The 16,268-nt window shown below is 58.6% G+C and carries 11 protein-coding genes; 6 read left to right on the plus strand and 5 right to left on the minus strand.

Annotated elements, in window-relative coordinates; genetic code table 11:
- Positions 1-48: 48 nt before the first annotated feature.
- Entirely contained in the window at positions 49-1,539 is a 1,491-nt protein-coding gene (locus QRN38_RS04735) for a chemotaxis protein CheW (RefSeq protein WP_044393009.1), read from the minus strand.
- Positions 1,536-3,668 carry a methyl-accepting chemotaxis protein gene (locus QRN38_RS04740; RefSeq protein WP_054090998.1) on the minus strand — a complete coding sequence of 711 codons (2,133 nt, stop codon included), beginning with the start codon at positions 3,666-3,668 and terminating at the stop codon, positions 1,536-1,538. Before QRN38_RS04740 ends, QRN38_RS04735 begins: the two co-directional genes overlap by 4 nt.
- 623 nt (positions 3,669-4,291) lie before the next feature.
- Here QRN38_RS04740 and QRN38_RS04745 point away from each other — a divergent pair.
- The 6 genes from QRN38_RS04745 to QRN38_RS04770 all read left to right on the plus strand — a co-directional run bounded on the left by QRN38_RS04745 (position 4,292) and on the right by QRN38_RS04770 (position 11,846).
- A complete protein-coding gene (locus tag QRN38_RS04745) occupies positions 4,292-5,227 on the plus strand; it encodes a helix-turn-helix domain-containing protein (RefSeq protein ID WP_054090997.1) in 936 nt (311 codons plus the stop codon).
- 132 nt (positions 5,228-5,359) lie between these two features.
- Positions 5,360-6,247 carry an arginase family protein gene (locus tag QRN38_RS04750; protein ID WP_054090996.1) on the plus strand — a complete coding sequence of 296 codons (888 nt, stop codon included), beginning with the start codon at positions 5,360-5,362 and terminating at the stop codon, positions 6,245-6,247.
- Between the two features lie 195 nt (positions 6,248-6,442).
- Complete coding sequence (locus QRN38_RS04755; protein ID WP_054090995.1) at positions 6,443-7,789, plus strand: LLM class flavin-dependent oxidoreductase; 1,347 nt, start codon at positions 6,443-6,445, stop codon at positions 7,787-7,789.
- Entirely contained in the window at positions 7,786-8,745 is a 960-nt protein-coding gene (locus QRN38_RS04760) for a D-isomer specific 2-hydroxyacid dehydrogenase family protein (protein ID WP_044393095.1), read from the plus strand. The genes QRN38_RS04755 and QRN38_RS04760 overlap by 4 nt, the downstream gene beginning before the upstream one ends.
- A gap of 76 nt (positions 8,746-8,821) precedes the next feature.
- Positions 8,822-9,796 (plus strand): aliphatic sulfonate ABC transporter substrate-binding protein, encoded by a 975-nt coding sequence (locus tag QRN38_RS04765; RefSeq protein WP_007246891.1) that lies wholly within the window; start codon positions 8,822-8,824, stop codon positions 9,794-9,796.
- A gap of 130 nt (positions 9,797-9,926) precedes the next feature.
- On the plus strand, positions 9,927-11,846 hold the full coding sequence (locus tag QRN38_RS04770) for a DNA recombination protein RmuC (RefSeq protein WP_054090994.1): 1,920 nt from the start codon (positions 9,927-9,929) through the stop codon (positions 11,844-11,846).
- A 115-nt stretch (positions 11,847-11,961) separates the two neighbouring features.
- Here QRN38_RS04770 and QRN38_RS04775 read toward each other — a convergent pair whose 3' ends face one another.
- The 3 genes from QRN38_RS04775 to QRN38_RS04785 all read right to left on the minus strand — a co-directional run bounded on the left by QRN38_RS04775 (position 11,962) and on the right by QRN38_RS04785 (position 15,496).
- Positions 11,962-13,632, minus strand: a complete 1,671-nt coding sequence (locus QRN38_RS04775; protein ID WP_174518557.1) for an amidase — start codon at positions 13,630-13,632, stop codon at positions 11,962-11,964.
- Between the two features lie 86 nt (positions 13,633-13,718).
- On the minus strand, positions 13,719-14,351 hold the full coding sequence (locus tag QRN38_RS04780; protein WP_007246894.1) for an ANTAR domain-containing response regulator: 633 nt from the start codon (positions 14,349-14,351) through the stop codon (positions 13,719-13,721).
- Positions 14,348-15,496: a transporter substrate-binding domain-containing protein gene (locus QRN38_RS04785; RefSeq protein ID WP_057417958.1), complete on the minus strand. Its 1,149-nt coding sequence runs from the start codon at positions 15,494-15,496 to the stop codon at positions 14,348-14,350. The genes QRN38_RS04780 and QRN38_RS04785 overlap by 4 nt, the downstream gene beginning before the upstream one ends.
- Between the last annotated feature and the right edge of the window lie 772 nt (positions 15,497-16,268).

The following is a 16,268-nucleotide window of genomic DNA, read 5'->3' on the forward strand; positions in this document are numbered from 1 at the left end:
TCCTCCGCGTGTGTATAGGTTAATAAGGCCACACGCGGAGCATTCGGTTCAGACCGATTGCACGGCCGCGCTGCGTTGGTTGACGCTGCGCTCCAGTTGCCTGGCCAGCCCTTGCAGGTCGAGCAGGGTTGCGCGCCAGCTGCGCTCCTGACTGCCGACGCTGACCAGCGAGCGCACCCGGTCGTTGACCGAGATCCCCTTGCCGGTATTGGCCTGCCAGCCTTGATCAAGCATGGCCGGATCAAACTGATTGAAGGCGTCGATCGCCTCGACCCGGTTGACCGCAAAGCCGAAGCAGGAGCGCTCGCCGCGCACGATCAGTACTCGCGACACGTCGTCCTGAGGCTGCGTGCCTTCACCCAACAGACTGCTCAGGCAAATCAGCGGTACTTGTTCGCCACGCAGATTGAACTGCCCCAGCAGGTGGGTCGCCGGTTGCAGCAGCCCGATAAGCTGTTGCGGCACGCTCATGATCTCCACAATCTGGCTCAACGGCGCGACAAAGCGGGTCGGCGCGTCGAACAGCAGGCAGGCATGGCGCAGCATGGCTTTGGTCACGTCATGCGAGGCTTGCGCCGGTTTGACGTCATGCTGGTAAACCTGGGTGTAGCTTTTGACTTCCGGTCGCTGCAACAGCATCGGGTGGTCGAGCAGTAACGCCTGCTGGCCTTCCTCAAGGTTCATCACCCCGGCCAGCAGCTCTGGGTGCGGCAGGCCATAACCCGGCGCAGCCAGCAGGCTGTCGGGGTCCTGACGCTGAATGGCGACCATGCGGTCGTAACCAAAGCCGCACACACGGCCATCCGGCGCGGTCAACAGCAGCAACTGCGGCTTGGACGTCTGGCGTTGATGATCCAGCCCCAGCACTTCGGAAAGGCTCAGCGCAGGTACTTTGGTGCCACGCACCGACGTGACGCCAAAACAACAGTCGCTGGCAAAGTCCGATGCGGTGATCTCGGGACCATCCACCAATTCGGTCACAACGCTCGCATCGATACAGAAGTTGCGACCGTCACACTCGAACACCAGGTAGTGCAGCAGGCGATTCTTGGCCGCCAGCGCCTCTTCCTTGAGGATCTGCGCACTCGGATCAGCCGCAAACAGCACGCCCGGCAGACTGCTCAGCACGCCAAGGTCCAGCTTGTAGATCATCCGCGACTCATCTGCGTTCAACAGCAGCGCTGGCAGCAGCCCGACGCTGGTGCCGCCGGGCCCCAGCGGGCTGAACTGCGAGTCGCGGGCCTTGAGGATGTCGCAGACCGCATCGATCGCCAGGCCAAGATAACCGCCGCCGTATTTGAGAATCGCAACCAGTGGCGTGGCGGAGGTAACGTCGCCCCCTTCGGCCAGTTCACTGCGCAGGTCCACCAACGGCACCGGCTTGCCGCGCAGAGTAAAAACCCCGCGCAGCGCGCCACGAGTCAGCGGGTGAGGATGCAGGTCCGCAGGCCAATGCACTGCCTCCATCAGCGCATCGGCCACCACCGCCAGATAAACGCCGTTGATCTGCACGACGCCATAGGCATTCAAGCTGCTCATGCAGGTTGTCCGATGGATACCTTGTCCAGGGTCTGGCTGTAACCGGTCAGGTTGGCTTTATGCAGCTCGGTGATCAATGTTTCGACCTCCTGCGCCGACAAGCGCTGTTTCTCGGTCGCGGTGTTGATGCCGTCGATCGCCTGAGTGGTCTGCATCACGCCGTTCACAATATGCTCGAACGCCTCGCCGGCACTGCGGGAGATCTCGTTGCCCGACTCGATGCGGCTTACCGTTTCGAGAATCAGCTTGTTGATTTCCTTGGTGGCCCGCGAGGACTTTTCGGCAAGCTTGCGCACTTCATCGGCGACGACAGAGAAGCCAAGGCCGTGCTCACCGGCTCTGGCGGCCTCGATGGCTGCGTTGAACGCCAGCATGTTGGTCTGGCTGGCGATCTCGCTGATCACCTGAATGATGTCCTGAATACCCTCGGCCGACTTGGCAATCATGTCCATGGCATCGGACGCCTTGACCAGCGTCTGTGAACCGCTGCTGGCTTGCTCGCGGGTCAACCTGGCAAGCTCGGTGGCGGTGTCGGTGCTCTGCGCTACATAAGAAATAGCGTTCATCAACGCCTTCACCGACTCGCCCATGGCGCGGGTCTTGGCTTCAATCGCCTGCTCCATCTCAACCTGGCGGGTGATATCGGTGGCAAATTTAACGACCTTGAACGGCAGACCGTCGTGGTCGAAGATCGGGCTGTAAGTCGCCTGAATCCAGATTTTCTGCCCGTATTTGCTGACCCGCATGAAGCGCCCGGAGTGGAACTCGCCCTGCCCCAGCCCGTGCCAGAACTCACGGTATTCGGTGCCGCGCACGTATTCTTCTTCACAAAAGATGCGGTGGTGCTGGCCCTTTATTTCCTGAAGGCCATAACCCAGCGCTTTGAGGAAGTTGGCGTTGGCCGCCAGAATATTACCGGCCATGTCGAATTCGATAACCGCCTGAGCGCGATCAATGGCATTGACCTTGCCCTTGTCCTCGACACTGGTTTCCTTCGCTTCGGTCACGTCCAGTGCGAACTTGACGATCTTGTAGGGTTTGCCCTGCGCATCGAAAATCGGGTTATAGGTCGCCTGAATCCAGATTTCCTTGCCGTCCTTGCGTTTGCGCTTGTACTCGTTGGCGTCGTACTCGCCACGACCGAGTTTTTCCCACAGTTCGCGGTACTGCAGGCTGCTGACAAACTCCTCGGAACAGAACATGCGGTGGTGTTCACCGACAACTTCGTCCAGATCGTAACCGAACACCGTCAGAAAGTTGCGGTTCGCCGTCAGCACTCTGCCGGTCAGGTCAAATTCAATAACGGCCTGGGAACGTTCGATAGCGGTAACTTTGCCCGCGTACTCGGCCTGACGGGCTCGGCTCTCAGTGACGTCGTTGGCAAACTTCACCACTTTATAAGGACGACCGTCCGGATCGAAGATCGGGTTGTAGGTAGCACTGATCCACAGCTCGCGGCCGTTCTTGCCGACACGTTTGTATTCGCCGGCGTCATATTCGCCACGTTCAAGCTTGGCCCAGAACGCACGGTAGGCCGGGCTGTTCAGGTAATCGTCGTCACAAAACATGCGGTGATGCTGGCCCTGGATTTCATCCAGACGATAACCCAGCACCTTGAGAAAGTTTTCGTTGGCATTGAGCACCCGACCGTTCAGATCGAATTCAATGATGCCCTGGGAGCGATCGATGGCCGCGACCTTGCCTTCATACTCGGCGTGGGTCTTGCGCTGCTGAGTCACGTCGGTGGCAAACTTCACCACTTTGAACGGGTTGCCCTGTTCGTCAAAAACCGGGTTATAGGTCGCCTGCAACCAGATCTCGCGACCATTTTTGCCAAGACGTTTGTATTGCCCTTCATCAAAAGCACCCTTGCCGAGGGTCTCCCAGAACGATGCGTACTCGACGCTGGAGGCGTATTCCGGGGTGCAGAACATACGGTGGTGGCGACCCTGAACTTCCTCCAGCCGATACCCGACGCACTCCAGAAAGTTGGCGTTGGCCCGCAGGATATTGCCTTCGAGATCGAACTCGATCATTGCCTGAGACCGGTCAATGGCTGCCATCAGCGAATGAAGGTCCAGCTGTACCTCGGCTCTGTCCTTGAGGGTGCTTTCTGTGGTGGTCGACATGTGAAAATACTCTGCGAGTAAGCATCTATGGAAGTATTGTTATAAAGCACCGGTCTGCGCAGGACCTGTCAGGCACACGCATGTGCGGACTGTGGTGCCTGCCGATCAAGCCGGGTAATCGTCTTTCTCAATGCCTTCCATAGCGCGAACTGTCAGGTAATCAGGGCCAGGTACTACGGCCGCAGTCGCTGGGCAAACCGGCGGCGGATTGCGCCCGACGTCATTCAGACTAGCGCCAGAGCCACTAGTTCGCCACCACTAAAAACGCCGCATCAAACCTGCCCGATCACTGGCCGAGCCTGCGCTGTATACAGCCTGGTAAAACGATAAAAGCCACGCACCTTTCAGGCGTAAAACCAGATGACGAGCAGCACGGCACCAGTCCATCCCAGCGTGAGTAAAAAAGAAAGTCCAGCGAGACGCGGGTCCATGGGGCTCCTGTTCCACAAGGCTCTGGCGAGCAGAGCGCTGCATACGTAGGGATATATCGGCCGGATCACAGATATATAAATTAATTTCTTCACCCTGAAACAGTATCAGCGGGTTTGTTTTGCGCCAGGTCAATCTCTGGTAACGTCGGCCGCACATTAAACCCAGACTTGGCAACAGCCTGAGAAGCAACAATGGCCGTGATCTTTCCTGTTGAACCGCTGCCGCCCAAAGAGCGCTTTGAGCACTGGCAGGACGTCGTGAGTTCGACCTATGGCCTTGTCGCAAGTCAGCGCTTGAATAAAACGCCGTTTGACGCAAGGCTCAACGTCAGGGATCAAGGCAGCTTCACGTTCACCCGGATTCAGTCATCACCAATCCAGTACCAACGCCTGGGTCGAGATCAGGAAAGCGACCATTTCCTTATCTCGCTATCGCTCGGCTGCTGCCCCGACGCTTTCGTTGTGCAGAACAACAGAGAATCCAGGCAAGGCACAGGCGATATCGTCCTCTACGACAGCGCTCGGCCTTACGCCTGCGTTTACCCCGAAGGTGATGATCAGATTGTGCTGACGGTGCCGCGAGCTTTATTGCTTGAACACGTCCCGAACGCCGAAAGAGTGCTCTGTCGAACACTGTCGGGCCAGTCGCCGCTGGGACAGATTGCGCGAACACTTCTGACGGAAATCTGGAACATCGAGCCTTTACCGCAGCAGCAAGGTGAACGGCTCAATGCCGCGTTTCTCGACGTGCTGTCCACCGCGCTTGATTCGGCGTTCGCCCTCACCGATTGCAAGCGAGAATCTTTTCAGACGCAGCAACTAAAGCGCGTCAAACAGTATCTGCTGAGCAATCTGCCCGACGCGGGATTGACCGTCGAAAGCATCGCGCAAGCGACTCATGTGTCACCACGCACCCTCAATCGCCTGTTTGCGCCGCACGGTACAACGGTCATCCGCTGGCTCTGGCAGCAACGGCTTGCGGCGTGTCATACCGCCTTGCTCAAAGGCCGCGCGCGTCAGGTCAGTGATGTGGCACTGAGCATGGGCTTCACCAACCTCTCTCATTTCAGCCGTGCCTTCAAAAACGCCTACGGCGTATCGCCACAGCAGTTACTGGTTTCCGAGTGAGCCTGCTGGCATTCCTGGCACAACGATTGGCCGCCTGAGCAAAGCAGGCACGACCTTTCCCCATCAACATGGCTGGCGTACTAGCGGAATTCTTGCGCCCTGAAAAACCAACGTTGATGAAGGAAGCCCTTGATGCATGCCCATTCCGATAAAACCCTGCGCCTGATCTTTCCCCAGTGGCAAGGTGGCAACAACGCGCCTTATCATTTTGGCGCGCAGTTGCTCGCATGGCTCGCGCCCGATGCAGACGGCCCTGTCGAACAGGTCATCGTGGCCCAGCCCTCCGGCCAGGCACTTGAGGTGGAAAACGGCATCGTCGCCCGCAAGGCGCTGCTTGAGCAGCTGCAACATGCCCGGCAATTGATTGATAGACATCAGCCGGATCGGCTGGTGGTTCTGGGTGGCGATTGTCTGGTTGATCTGGCGCCCTTCGCGTACCTGAACGAGCGCTACGACGGCGACCTTGCCGTGCTCTGGGTCGACGCCCATCCGGACGTCATGACGCCCGCGGACTTCGAGCATGCGCACGCCATGGTCATGGGCAACCTGCTTGGCGAAGGCGACGCCGATTTTGTCGATGCGGTAAAGCGTCCGATCAAACCGGCCAATGTGATGTATGCAGGACTGCAGGAAACCCAGGCGATGGAAACTGCGTTCATCAAGCGCCTCGGGCTGCGCAGTGCCGGACCGCAGGCGCTGGCTCATTCCAGCGAACCGGTGCTGCAATGGCTCAAGGAAACCGGTGCCCGGCGTCTGGCGATCCATCTGGACCTGGATGTGCTGGACCCCGCCCTGTTTCGCTCCCTGCTGTTCGCGCAACCCGGTATCCCGGCTGACCGTTTCGAAGGCGTGGCGCAGGGCAAAATGACCATCGAACAGGTCGTTCGCTTGCTGACCGACGTTGCGGACGTGGTCGACATTGTGGGGCTTGGCATCGCCGAACACATGCCCTGGGATACATTGGCGTTGAAATACATGTTGGCCAGACTACCCTTGCTGGGGAAGCCCGATCAGGAATAAACGCCTGAACCGCAGAAGCTCGCAGTGACTATCAACTTACGCATGTATACACACGAATATAATGATTTATTTTAATAATTAGGATATAGCCAAATGGAATTTCCCAAGCCTTTTTTATAGGCATATTGTTACTACAGAACCGACCCCTTTCCAGGCGGAGGCGAATCATTCATGCCTATCGCCTGGAGCACCTTTATGAGCACACAACGACACCTCAAACTCGGCGCAATGGTCCACGGCGTCGGCCACGGTTGGGGCGAATGGCGCCACCCGCAGGCGCTGGCCAACGCCAGTGTGAACCTGGGCTTTTATCAGCAGCAGACCCACCTGGCCGAGGCTGCCAGGTTCGACTTCGTGTTCATCGCCGACAGCCTGCACATTCACGAGAAATCCAGCCCGCATTACCTGAACCGCTTCGAGCCGTTGACCATCCTTTCGGCGCTGGCGGCGACCACCCGGCATATCGGCCTGGTGGCGACCGTCACCGTCAGCTATACGGAACCCTTCCAGGTGGCGCGCCAGTTCGCCTCGCTGGACCACATCAGTGGTGGCCGGGCTGGCTGGAACGTGGTGACGTCCTGGCTCAGTGGCACTGCCGACAATTTCAGCAAAGGTGAACACCCGCCCCACGCCGTGCGCTACCGCATTGCCAAGGAACACATTGAAGTGGTCAAGGGGCTGTGGGACTCGTGGGAAGACGACGCTTTTGCCTACGACAAGCAAAAAGGCGAGTTTTTCACCCCTGGCAAACTGCATGCGCTGGATCACAAGGGCGAGTTCTTCTCGGTGAAAGGCCCGCTCAATATCGCTCGCTCCCCACAGGGCCAGCCGGTGATTTTCCAGGCGGGCACCTCAGAGGCCGGGCGTAACTTCGCCGCTGGCAACTCCGACGCAATCTTTGTCCACGCCGAGAGCCTGGACGAAGCGCGTGTTTACTATCAGGACCTCAAACAAAGGGCCAAAGGTTTTGGCCGTGATCCGCATGCACTTTCGATTCTGCCGGGCATTCGCCCTATCGTCGGCCGCGATGAGGCTGAAGTGGAAAGCCGCTACCGGCAGGCTGTTGAACTGGTCACCATCGAAGACGCCATCGTCGCCCTTGGTCGTCCGTTCAATGACCATGATTTCAGCCAGTACCCATTGGACGAGCCATTCCCGGAACTGGGCGATCTGGGTTCCAACAGCCAGAAAGGCGGTTCGGACCGGATCAAGCAACTGGCCAGAGACGAAGGCCTGAGCCTGCGAGAAGTCGCCCTGCGCTTCTCTCTGCCGCGCCGCGACTTTGTCGGCACGCCCGAGCAGGTTGCCGATGCCCTTCAGACGTGGTTCGAACAAGGGGCTGCCGACGGTTTTATCATCAACAGCGTGCTGCCGGACGGTCTGCAATATTTCACCGAATGGGTGGTGCCGGTTTTGCAGCAGCGCGGTTTGTTTCGTACCGAATACAGCGGCACAACGCTGCGTGAAAACCTCGGTCTTGAAGTGCCTGCCAATCGTCATGCAAAGGCTGTCGCCCGTCAACCAAGCGAGGCAGTGGCATGACTCAACTCGTGATAGCCAGCCAACTGGAAGATGAATTCAATCTGGTAATCCGCGAGCGGCTTGCATTAACCCACCCTGAAGCGAGGGTCATCGGCGTACCGGCCGGGGTGCCCAGCGACCTGCCTGCCGAGGTCAGTATTCTGCTGGCGCGGCCGATCAATGTCCGAGGCTACGAAGCACCCGCCTCGCCACCACCGGGTTGGCCTTATGGCCTGAAATGGATTCAGGTGGTGTCTTCAGGTATCGATTTCTACCCTGGCTGGCTGTTCGACGGCCCGCCGGTGAGTACCTCACGGGGCAGCGCGGCAGAAAACATCGCAGAATTCTCGCTGGCCGCGATTTTTGCTGCAGCCAAGCACCTGCCCGATATCTGGGTGCATGACTCGCAATGGAATTTCACCGCCCTGACGCCGCTCAAGGGCACCACGCTGGGGATTCTCGGTTTCGGTGCCATCGGCCGCAGCCTGGCCAGCAAGGCACAGGCACTGGGTATCAAAGTGGTTGCGTTGCGGCAGAGTTCGGCCCCGTTCGAGGTTGAAGGCGTCGAAGCCGCACGCGACATCCACGACCTTTTCTCCCGCGCGGACCACTTGGTACTGGCCGCGCCGCTGACACCGGCCACCCGGCATATCGTCAACGCCGACGTGCTGGGCAGTGCCAAACCGGGCCTGCACCTGATCAACATCGCCCGTGGCGGCCTGCTTGATCACGAGGCGCTGCTCACGGCGCTGGATCAAGGCAGCATCGGTCTTGCCTCGCTTGACGTCACCGAGCCCGAGCCGCTGCCGGACGGCCATCCACTGTACTCACACCCGCGAGTGCGCTTGTCACCGCACACCTCGGCGATTTCCAGCAACAGCCACCATGAGATCGCCGACAGTTTTCTGGCCAATCTGGACCGTTTTGTGAATGGGCAGGCCTTGCACAATCAGGCTGATCGCCAGCGCGGGTATTGACGCAGTCCAACCCCGTTAGGCTGCGCAGGATACGATTCCTGACCCTCAGCATCATCTCTAAAATACCGAGCGAGCCATGTCCAGACCGATAAAAAACACCTCACCCGGCTACCGTCGCCCGCTGCTGGCAGGATTGTTTGCGGCGCTGGCTCTGTGCATCGCCCTCCCCGTCGAGGCTCAGGAAACGCTAAGGATCGGCTACCAGAAATCATCGACACTGATCACCCTGCTGAAAACCCAGGGCACGCTCGAAAAAGCCCTCGCGCCACAGCATGTAAACGTCACCTGGCATGAGTTCCCGAGCGGTCTGCCGCTGCTGGAAGCGCTGAACGTGGGCAATGTCGACATCAGCGCGGACGTGGCCGACACCGTGCCGATTTTTGCTCAGGCGGCGCAGGCCAGGCTGACGTACTTTGCACAGGAAGCAGCCTCGCCTTCGGCCCAGGCGATCATCGTTCACAAAGACTCGGCCGTGCAGCAACTGTCTGACCTCAAGGGCAAAAAAGTCGCCGTAACCAAGGCAGCGGGTTCTCACTACCTGCTGATCGCGGCCCTGCAAAAAACCGGTCTGGCATTTTCAGACATTCAGCCCGCCTACCTTTCGCCCGCCGACGGGCGAGCCGCCTTCGAGAACCACAAGGTTGATGCCTGGGTGACATGGGAACCCTTTCTGACCAGCGCACAGCGCCAGTTGCCAACCCGCACCCTGGCGGACGGCAGCGGGCTGGCCAGTTACAAACGCTATTACCTGACCGGCACCGGCTACGCCAAGGCTCATCCGCAGGTGCTCAGCGTGGTTTACGATCAGTTGCACAAGACCGGAAACTGGCTCAAGGCCAACCCGAAAGACGCCGCGCAGGTGCTGAGCCCTTTGTGGGGCAATCTGGACATCGAAACAGTCGAAATCGCCAACAGCCATCGCAGCTATCAGATCCAGCCCGTGAAGCGCGACGAACTGGGCGAACAACAGAAGATCGCCGACGCCTTCTTTGCAGCGGGCCTATTGCCCAAGGCAGTGGATGCGGGCGATGTCGAGATCTGGAAGCCCTGAAAACCGGTTTAACGCCTTCGCTGTGCAAAATATCCGGGTGCCGTGGTCTAAAAATGGCTTTTGCAGTTCTCAGACAACTAACAACGTGCCATCATTTTGGATCCTAACCCAGCGATAAACGGACGTACCGATGGCACAGCAATATTTGACACCTGCTCTGATCGGGCTCTTCAGCTTGCTATTTCTGGGTATTGGCTTCTGGATCAACAGCCGTGTGGCAGCCAGCAAGCTTGCACAACAGCTCGCCGAACTGAAGGCAGCGCATCAAGCTGAACATCAACAATTGTTGAATGATGCAGCGCTCGCGCACCAGCGAGAACAACAGATGCTTCATGAGCAGGAAGAGCACCAACGCGAGTTGGCACTGCTCAACGAGGACATTGGGCGTCACCGGGACGTCGAGAGACAACTCAGTATTCAGCTCGGCGAACTCAAGGCGTCGCTGGAGGCAGAAAAGCAGCGCATGTCCGACAAAGTCGAGCAACTCACTGAGGTAACCACCCTCGCCGAAAATCGCAGCCTGGAATCCAACAAACTAAGAATGCAGCTCGGAGAACTCAGGGTGCAAGTTGGCCAGGGTCAGGAACAAACAAGACAACTGGAGGAGCTTAAGCAAATACTCGCGCAGCATCAGATGCGGCTGGAAGCTGCTCAACTGCAATTGCAAAAGCAAGGCGAACAACTCGGACAAAGCACCGAACAGGCTAACCAACTGCAAGAATTGAAGGCTGCCCACGCCAACTCACAAACCCGTATCGAAAAAGCAGAGGAAGAATTCAAAAAGCAGCGTGAACAGTTGGGTCAGGCTGCGGAACAGAAAGAGCAACTTGATGTGTTGCGAGGCACGTTGGTGCAGCGCGATAAAGAATTGGGCGTGGTGCGAGATGAATTGAGCCTCGCTAAGCAAAGCCTCGCAGAAGTCAACATGCGTCACGCGCGTGACCAGCACTCCGCCGCCGAGAAACTGCAGCTACTTGAAGACAACAAGGTTCAGCTCAAGCAAGAATTTCAAAACCTTGCCAATCAGATTTTCGACAGCAAGCAGCAGAGTTTCTCCGAACAGAGTCGTCAAGGCCTGGATACGTTGCTGAAACCATTCAAGGACCAACTCGACTCATTTCGCCAGCGGGTAGATCAGGTTCACTCCGACACAGTGCAAGGACAAAGCTCGATGAAAAACGAGCTGGTCAAGCTGATGGAGCTGAATGCCCAGATCACCACGGAAGCATCAAACCTTACCAAGGCACTCAAAGGCGACAAGAAGCTGCAGGGCACGTGGGGCGAACAGAAGGTCGAAATGCTGCTTGAACAGGCCGGATTGCGCAAAGGGTTCGAGTATCACCGTGAGGCCAACTTCAAGAATGATGAGGCTGGAAACAATCGACCGGATTTTGTCGTCAATTTGCCCGAAGGCAAACACATCATCATTGACAGCAAGATGTCACTGGTCGCCTATACGGAGTACGTGTCCGCCGAAACTGACGAAGAACGCACCCGAGCGTTGTCTGCACACGTTCTTGCCCTCAAGAATCATATCAACGGCCTCTCCGACAAAAAGTACACCGACCTTAACGGCATTAATTCGCCTGACTTCGTATTTTTGTTCATGCCGGTCGAGCCTGCCTATCTGGTTGCCGCAGAGCACAGCCCGGGCGTTTTTCAGGCGGCCTATGAAAAACGTATCGCGATCATCACGGCGACGACATTGCTGCCAGTACTTCGCGTCGTTTCAAACCTCTGGAGTATCCAGCGCCAGAACAGCAGCACATTACAGCTCGCTACCATGGCGACCAAGGTCTACGACAAGTTGCGGGTTTTCGTGGAAAAAATGGACAAACTGGGCAATCAAATTGCAACAGTGCAGAAAAGCTATAACGAAAGCATCACCACACTGAAAGGAGATCACGGCAGCCTGACCAAGACCGTGGACAAATTCGTCGCGCTGGGCGTTACAGTTTCCAAGCGTTTGCCAGCTTCTGCTATTGGGGAAGACGAAGAGCTGGAAAGCGAATTGGCAATACTGCCGGTTGAAGGTGCGGCCAACACTTGAAGAGAGCAACAGATGAGCATCTGACCCGACACACAAGCGTCGATTGTTTCTCGAAAAGCAGAAGGCCTGAACCGGGTTCAGGCCTTCTACAGTCTTCAACGATTTCTATCGTTTTTCAAACACGCGGCGGCCTCGGAAACACGCCGCGAACCTGCTCGTAGGCCTGCGCGACGCGCAATGCCAGAGCATCCTGAAAACGCGGTGCGACGATCATCATCGCGACCGGCAGACCATCGGCGAGACCGGCCGGGATCGAGGTGGCCGGGTGGCCGGTCAGGTCGAACGGTGCGGTGTTGGCGAGCATGTTCAGCGCGCTGTGCACGTATTCTTCAATCGGCGCATCGGCGGCGGTCAACGGGGTCGCCACGAACGGCATGGTCGGCATCACCAGCACGTCAAAGTCCTTGAACGCTTCGTCGTATTGGCGAGTGAGTTCCGGCACCAGCATGCGCGCCTTGGCGTAGTAGGCACCGTGCAGGTTGTTCAGGCTGTAATGCCCGGTCAGCGCCACAGCGCGTACGCTGCTGGACAACGTGTTGGCGTGTTCGCGACGCTTGGCGCCGAAGTAGCTCATGATCTCGGGGTCGTAGTAGCCGTCGACGTTCATGCCGTAGCCATTGCCTTGCAGCATCTGGTACGCCGCGCCGTCAGTTGCGATGACGTTCCACATGTCCAGCGCCACACCATGGTGCCACGGCACGCTTGCCTCGCCGACCGTGGCCCCGAGGCTTTGCAGTTGTGCCACGGCAGCTTTGACCAGCGCGTCCACCTGCGGCTCGGACATGCCAGGGATGGCGAAACCTTCGCGCAACAAGCCAATTTTCAGGCCGGCAACGCCTTGATCCAGGGTCGCGACACAACTGACCGCTGGCGGATTCTTCTGCCTTGAATCGAGACCGTCGGCACCGGCGATCACGTCGAGCATCACCGCGCAGTCGCGCACGTTATTGGCCATCGGGCCGACATGGTCGATGGTGCGTTCAATCGGGAAAGCACCGGTGTAAGGCACCAGGCTGTACGTCGGCTTGTGCCCGACGATGCCGCTCCACGCCGACGGCATACGGATCGAACCGCCCTGATCGCCGCCAATGGCCATGTCGACCTCTTGCAGCGAAACCAGCACGGCACTGCCGCTGGACGAGCCGCCCGCGTTGCGGGCCAGGTCCCACGGGTTTTTCACCGCGCCGCTGGCCGAGGTAAAGCTGGCTCCCGAGAAACACAGGTCTTCGCACACTGACTTGCCGACCACCGTCGCACCAGCGGCCAACAGGCGTTTGACCACCGTGGCGTCTTCAGACGGCACGTAGCCATCAAGGCTCAAAGAACCATTAGCCATCGGCACGCCCGCCACTGAAACGTTGTCCTTGATGACCACCGTTCTGCCCGCCAGAGGACCGTTTGGCGCACCGACGATGTGGGTTTTTACGTACCAGGCACCGTGCAGGTTTTCGGCATCTGCCGGCTTGCTGTGCTCGCGTACCGGCGTGGGCTGTGCGACGTGGGCAGCGTATAACGCATCGATGGCTTCGTAGGAACTCAGGGTTTCGTCAGCCAGATTCAGGAATGACGCCATCTGGCTGTCGGACAACTCGTACCCGTGGTCCTGAGCGGCAATCAGAAAATCGGCTTTGCTGGGGCGTTTTACGGACATGATGTTCTCCAGATAACGGTAAGGACCGCCCGAGGTCGGGCAGGCACTGACTGGAGCCGCCTGAGCAGGATGCGCAGGCCTGGGCTCGATCCGGAGGACGCCGTTGTCCATGCCGGTCGCCACGCGGTGTTCCATACCTGCCGGGTCAGGGCGTATGGCAAGCGTCCACGCAGAAGAGGATCAGGCCCGCAGGCCGACACTCGTCGCTCGTCAAAACCTGCTCAGGAGCAGGCCTGTTGAAACAATTCATGGGCCTTGACCAGCGCCTCGGCGATCTTTTCCACCGGCTCGCGCTTGGCCATGGCCTGATCGCGCAGTGCGTTGTAAGCGTCTATTTCAGACAGCCCCTTGGTTTCCATCAGGATGATTTTTGCCTGCTGCACGGTACGCATCACCGCCATGCGCCCTTCCAGACGCTTGACGTGTTTTTCCCGCTCGCGGGTTTTGCGCGCCTGGCTCAAGGTTATCGCCAGCGCCGTCAGCAGGCCGAACGACCTGACCGGTGAAGGGATCACCGAACAGGCGTTGAGCTGCACCAGCGCCTCGACGATGATCGGGTTTTCATAGGCGATCACCGGGATGATCGGTGGCGTTGCGCTGTGCAACAGCCACGGCGTGTTGGTTGACAGACTCTCCGGTGACACCGCCAGCACGATCACGTCGGCCTCGCTGTGCAGTCGCTCGGGGATCGGCCACTGCACCCGCACCTGACAACCGATGCGCTGCAACTGGGCGATCAGGTTGCGACCGTCTTCGTCATCCGGGTGGATCACCAGCACGCTGATGTCGCGCAGGTCCTTGATGCCGCCTGCGTTGTCATTGCGCAGGCGTTTCTTGGCGGCACGCAGAGTCATGGACGCCTCCCGGTCAGGCTGGACCAGCCCCTGAAATCCGGCGCAACGGCGTAAGGGTCGGGCTTCAGCGCTTTCTGGCTTTCGTAGAGAATGTCGAACTGCCCTTCGGCGTTGGCCCGGCCGATCCGCGAATACAGGTAAGTGTGATGGTTGTGTTCATCGATACGCACACGACCCTGCGGCGCGTCGTATTCCAGGCCGCGCATGGTCTGCAGCACATCTTCCACTTCGGTGCTGCCCGCTCGGGCTATCGCCTTGGCCAGCAGGTGAACCTGAAAGTAGGCAGCCTCCCAGCAGCGGTCGGTGATCTGATGCTGGCCAAACATCTCCCGATAGTGGGCAATGCACTGGCGATTGAGTGGCGTGTCGATCGACTGGAAATAGGTCGCCGCCGATATGTGCCCGGCGCCCAGATGAACGCCCATTTGCTGAATGTCGGTTTCACTGGTGGTCACGCTGGCAATCGGCATGACGGCGGGGTCGAACCCGGCGTCGGCGTAGGCCTGGTACAGGTGAGCCATGGTGTCACCGACCACCGTGGAGAAGATGAACGACGGTTTCAGCTCCCGCGCCTTGACCATCAGCCTGGCGAAGTCTTCGGCCCGGGCGTTTTTCAGCGGCAGGTAATACTCGCCCAGTTTGCTGCCGCCCCGCTCGTAGAGCAGGTCGCTCATCAGCCGATTGGTTTCGTAGGGGTAAACGTACTCGGAGCCGATCATCAGCACGCGGCTGCCGAAGTGGTCGAACATGTAATTGCCCAGCGGCACGGCGTTATGGTTCGGCGTGGCCCCGGTGTAGATGATGTTGCGCGAATACTCGAAGCCCTCGTAGTACACCGGGTACAGCAGCAATGCGTTGTAACGTTCCACCACCGGCAACACGGCCTTGCGCGCCGCCGAGGTGTAGCAGCCGAAGAAAAACCGCAGGTTTTCGTCGCGGATCAATGATTCGACGTGCATGGCAAACAGCGCAGGCGTGGAATCGGGATTGCGCAGAATCAGCTCCAGAGGGCAGCCATTCACGCCACCGGCCGCGTTGATCTGATGGATAGCAAACTGTGCGCCGCGCATCGTTGAACACTCACCGGCAGCGGTAACGCCGGTATTGGAAAACAGACCTCCTATGCGGATCGACGGGTCAACCATGCCTATAAACCTTGTTCAACGTGAGGAGAGACGCCCGCCATTGGCCGGGGTCTGGAAGAGTGCTGAGCGAAAAACCGTGAATTCAACGGTGGCTCTCAGGCGGTTGTGCCTGGGGCTGGCGTGACGACAGTGTCAGGACCAGTCATGCGAGGGGCCTTCCACACCTGCCGAGAATGGGCGTGTGGCAAGGGACCCTGCGAGGGTATCTGCTGGCAGTCATGCAGATAGCGGGCCATGCGGGGTGTGTGGGTGTTGATGATTTGTGTGTCTGCTGGCTGGGGCGGTGCTGACGTAACAGGCATTTGTTTGCAGGGATGGGCGTACATTCGCAAGGGTTGTGTCGCATGACACATCGCTTTCGCGAACAAGCGAAGCGTCGCCCGGTTCGCACACAAAAGCATCGCATTTCAGCCATTGAAAGCGCGCGCGTTACGGAAAAAGCGTGCGCAGCCTCACGTTTTTGGTGCGCAAAAGTCGGGTTCGCGCCAAAGCGGCGCATGGCGGTTTATTCGTGCAATAGATGAAGGGACGCCCTGCGCCCACACTCGATTTCTGGTGTAAAAGGCTGTTTCTGCACTTGGCACTGTGCTTGCTAAGTCTCTTCTGAGACATCGCGCCAGCTGTTTGCCCTACGCCCCCTTGGCAAGTAGGGAGACACCTCGCGTACGACTGGATCGGACACAGTTTGTCCCGCCAGATTCGGCACAGAAGCCTGACCTCCCGCCCATTGATTTGGCCGGGACGTCGGGCTTTTTTTATTCCTGGGAGAGAA

The sequence above is a fragment of the Pseudomonas sp. CFBP2511 genome (assembly GCF_030209255.1).
GTDB lineage: Bacteria > Pseudomonadota > Gammaproteobacteria > Pseudomonadales > Pseudomonadaceae > Aquipseudomonas > Aquipseudomonas avellanae.

What these genes read in the sequence shown, in the direction of transcription:
- QRN38_RS04735 (WP_044393009.1), bottom strand. Translation starts at nt 1,539, where the DNA reads ATGAGCAGCTTGAATGCCTATGGCGTCGTGCAGATCAACGGCGTTTAT.
- QRN38_RS04740 (WP_054090998.1), bottom strand. Translation starts at nt 3,668, where the DNA reads ATGTCGACCACCACAGAAAGCACCCTCAAGGACAGAGCCGAGGTACAG.
- QRN38_RS04745 (WP_054090997.1), top strand. Translation starts at nt 4,292, where the DNA reads ATGGCCGTGATCTTTCCTGTTGAACCGCTGCCGCCCAAAGAGCGCTTT.
- QRN38_RS04750 (WP_054090996.1), top strand. Translation starts at nt 5,360, where the DNA reads ATGCATGCCCATTCCGATAAAACCCTGCGCCTGATCTTTCCCCAGTGG.
- QRN38_RS04755 (WP_054090995.1), top strand. Translation starts at nt 6,443, where the DNA reads ATGAGCACACAACGACACCTCAAACTCGGCGCAATGGTCCACGGCGTC.
- QRN38_RS04760 (WP_044393095.1), top strand. Translation starts at nt 7,786, where the DNA reads ATGACTCAACTCGTGATAGCCAGCCAACTGGAAGATGAATTCAATCTG.
- QRN38_RS04765 (WP_007246891.1), top strand. Translation starts at nt 8,822, where the DNA reads ATGTCCAGACCGATAAAAAACACCTCACCCGGCTACCGTCGCCCGCTG.
- QRN38_RS04770 (WP_054090994.1), top strand. Translation starts at nt 9,927, where the DNA reads ATGGCACAGCAATATTTGACACCTGCTCTGATCGGGCTCTTCAGCTTG.
- QRN38_RS04775 (WP_174518557.1), bottom strand. Translation starts at nt 13,632, where the DNA reads ATGGAACACCGCGTGGCGACCGGCATGGACAACGGCGTCCTCCGGATC.
- QRN38_RS04780 (WP_007246894.1), bottom strand. Translation starts at nt 14,351, where the DNA reads ATGACTCTGCGTGCCGCCAAGAAACGCCTGCGCAATGACAACGCAGGC.
- QRN38_RS04785 (WP_057417958.1), bottom strand. Translation starts at nt 15,496, where the DNA reads ATGGTTGACCCGTCGATCCGCATAGGAGGTCTGTTTTCCAATACCGGC.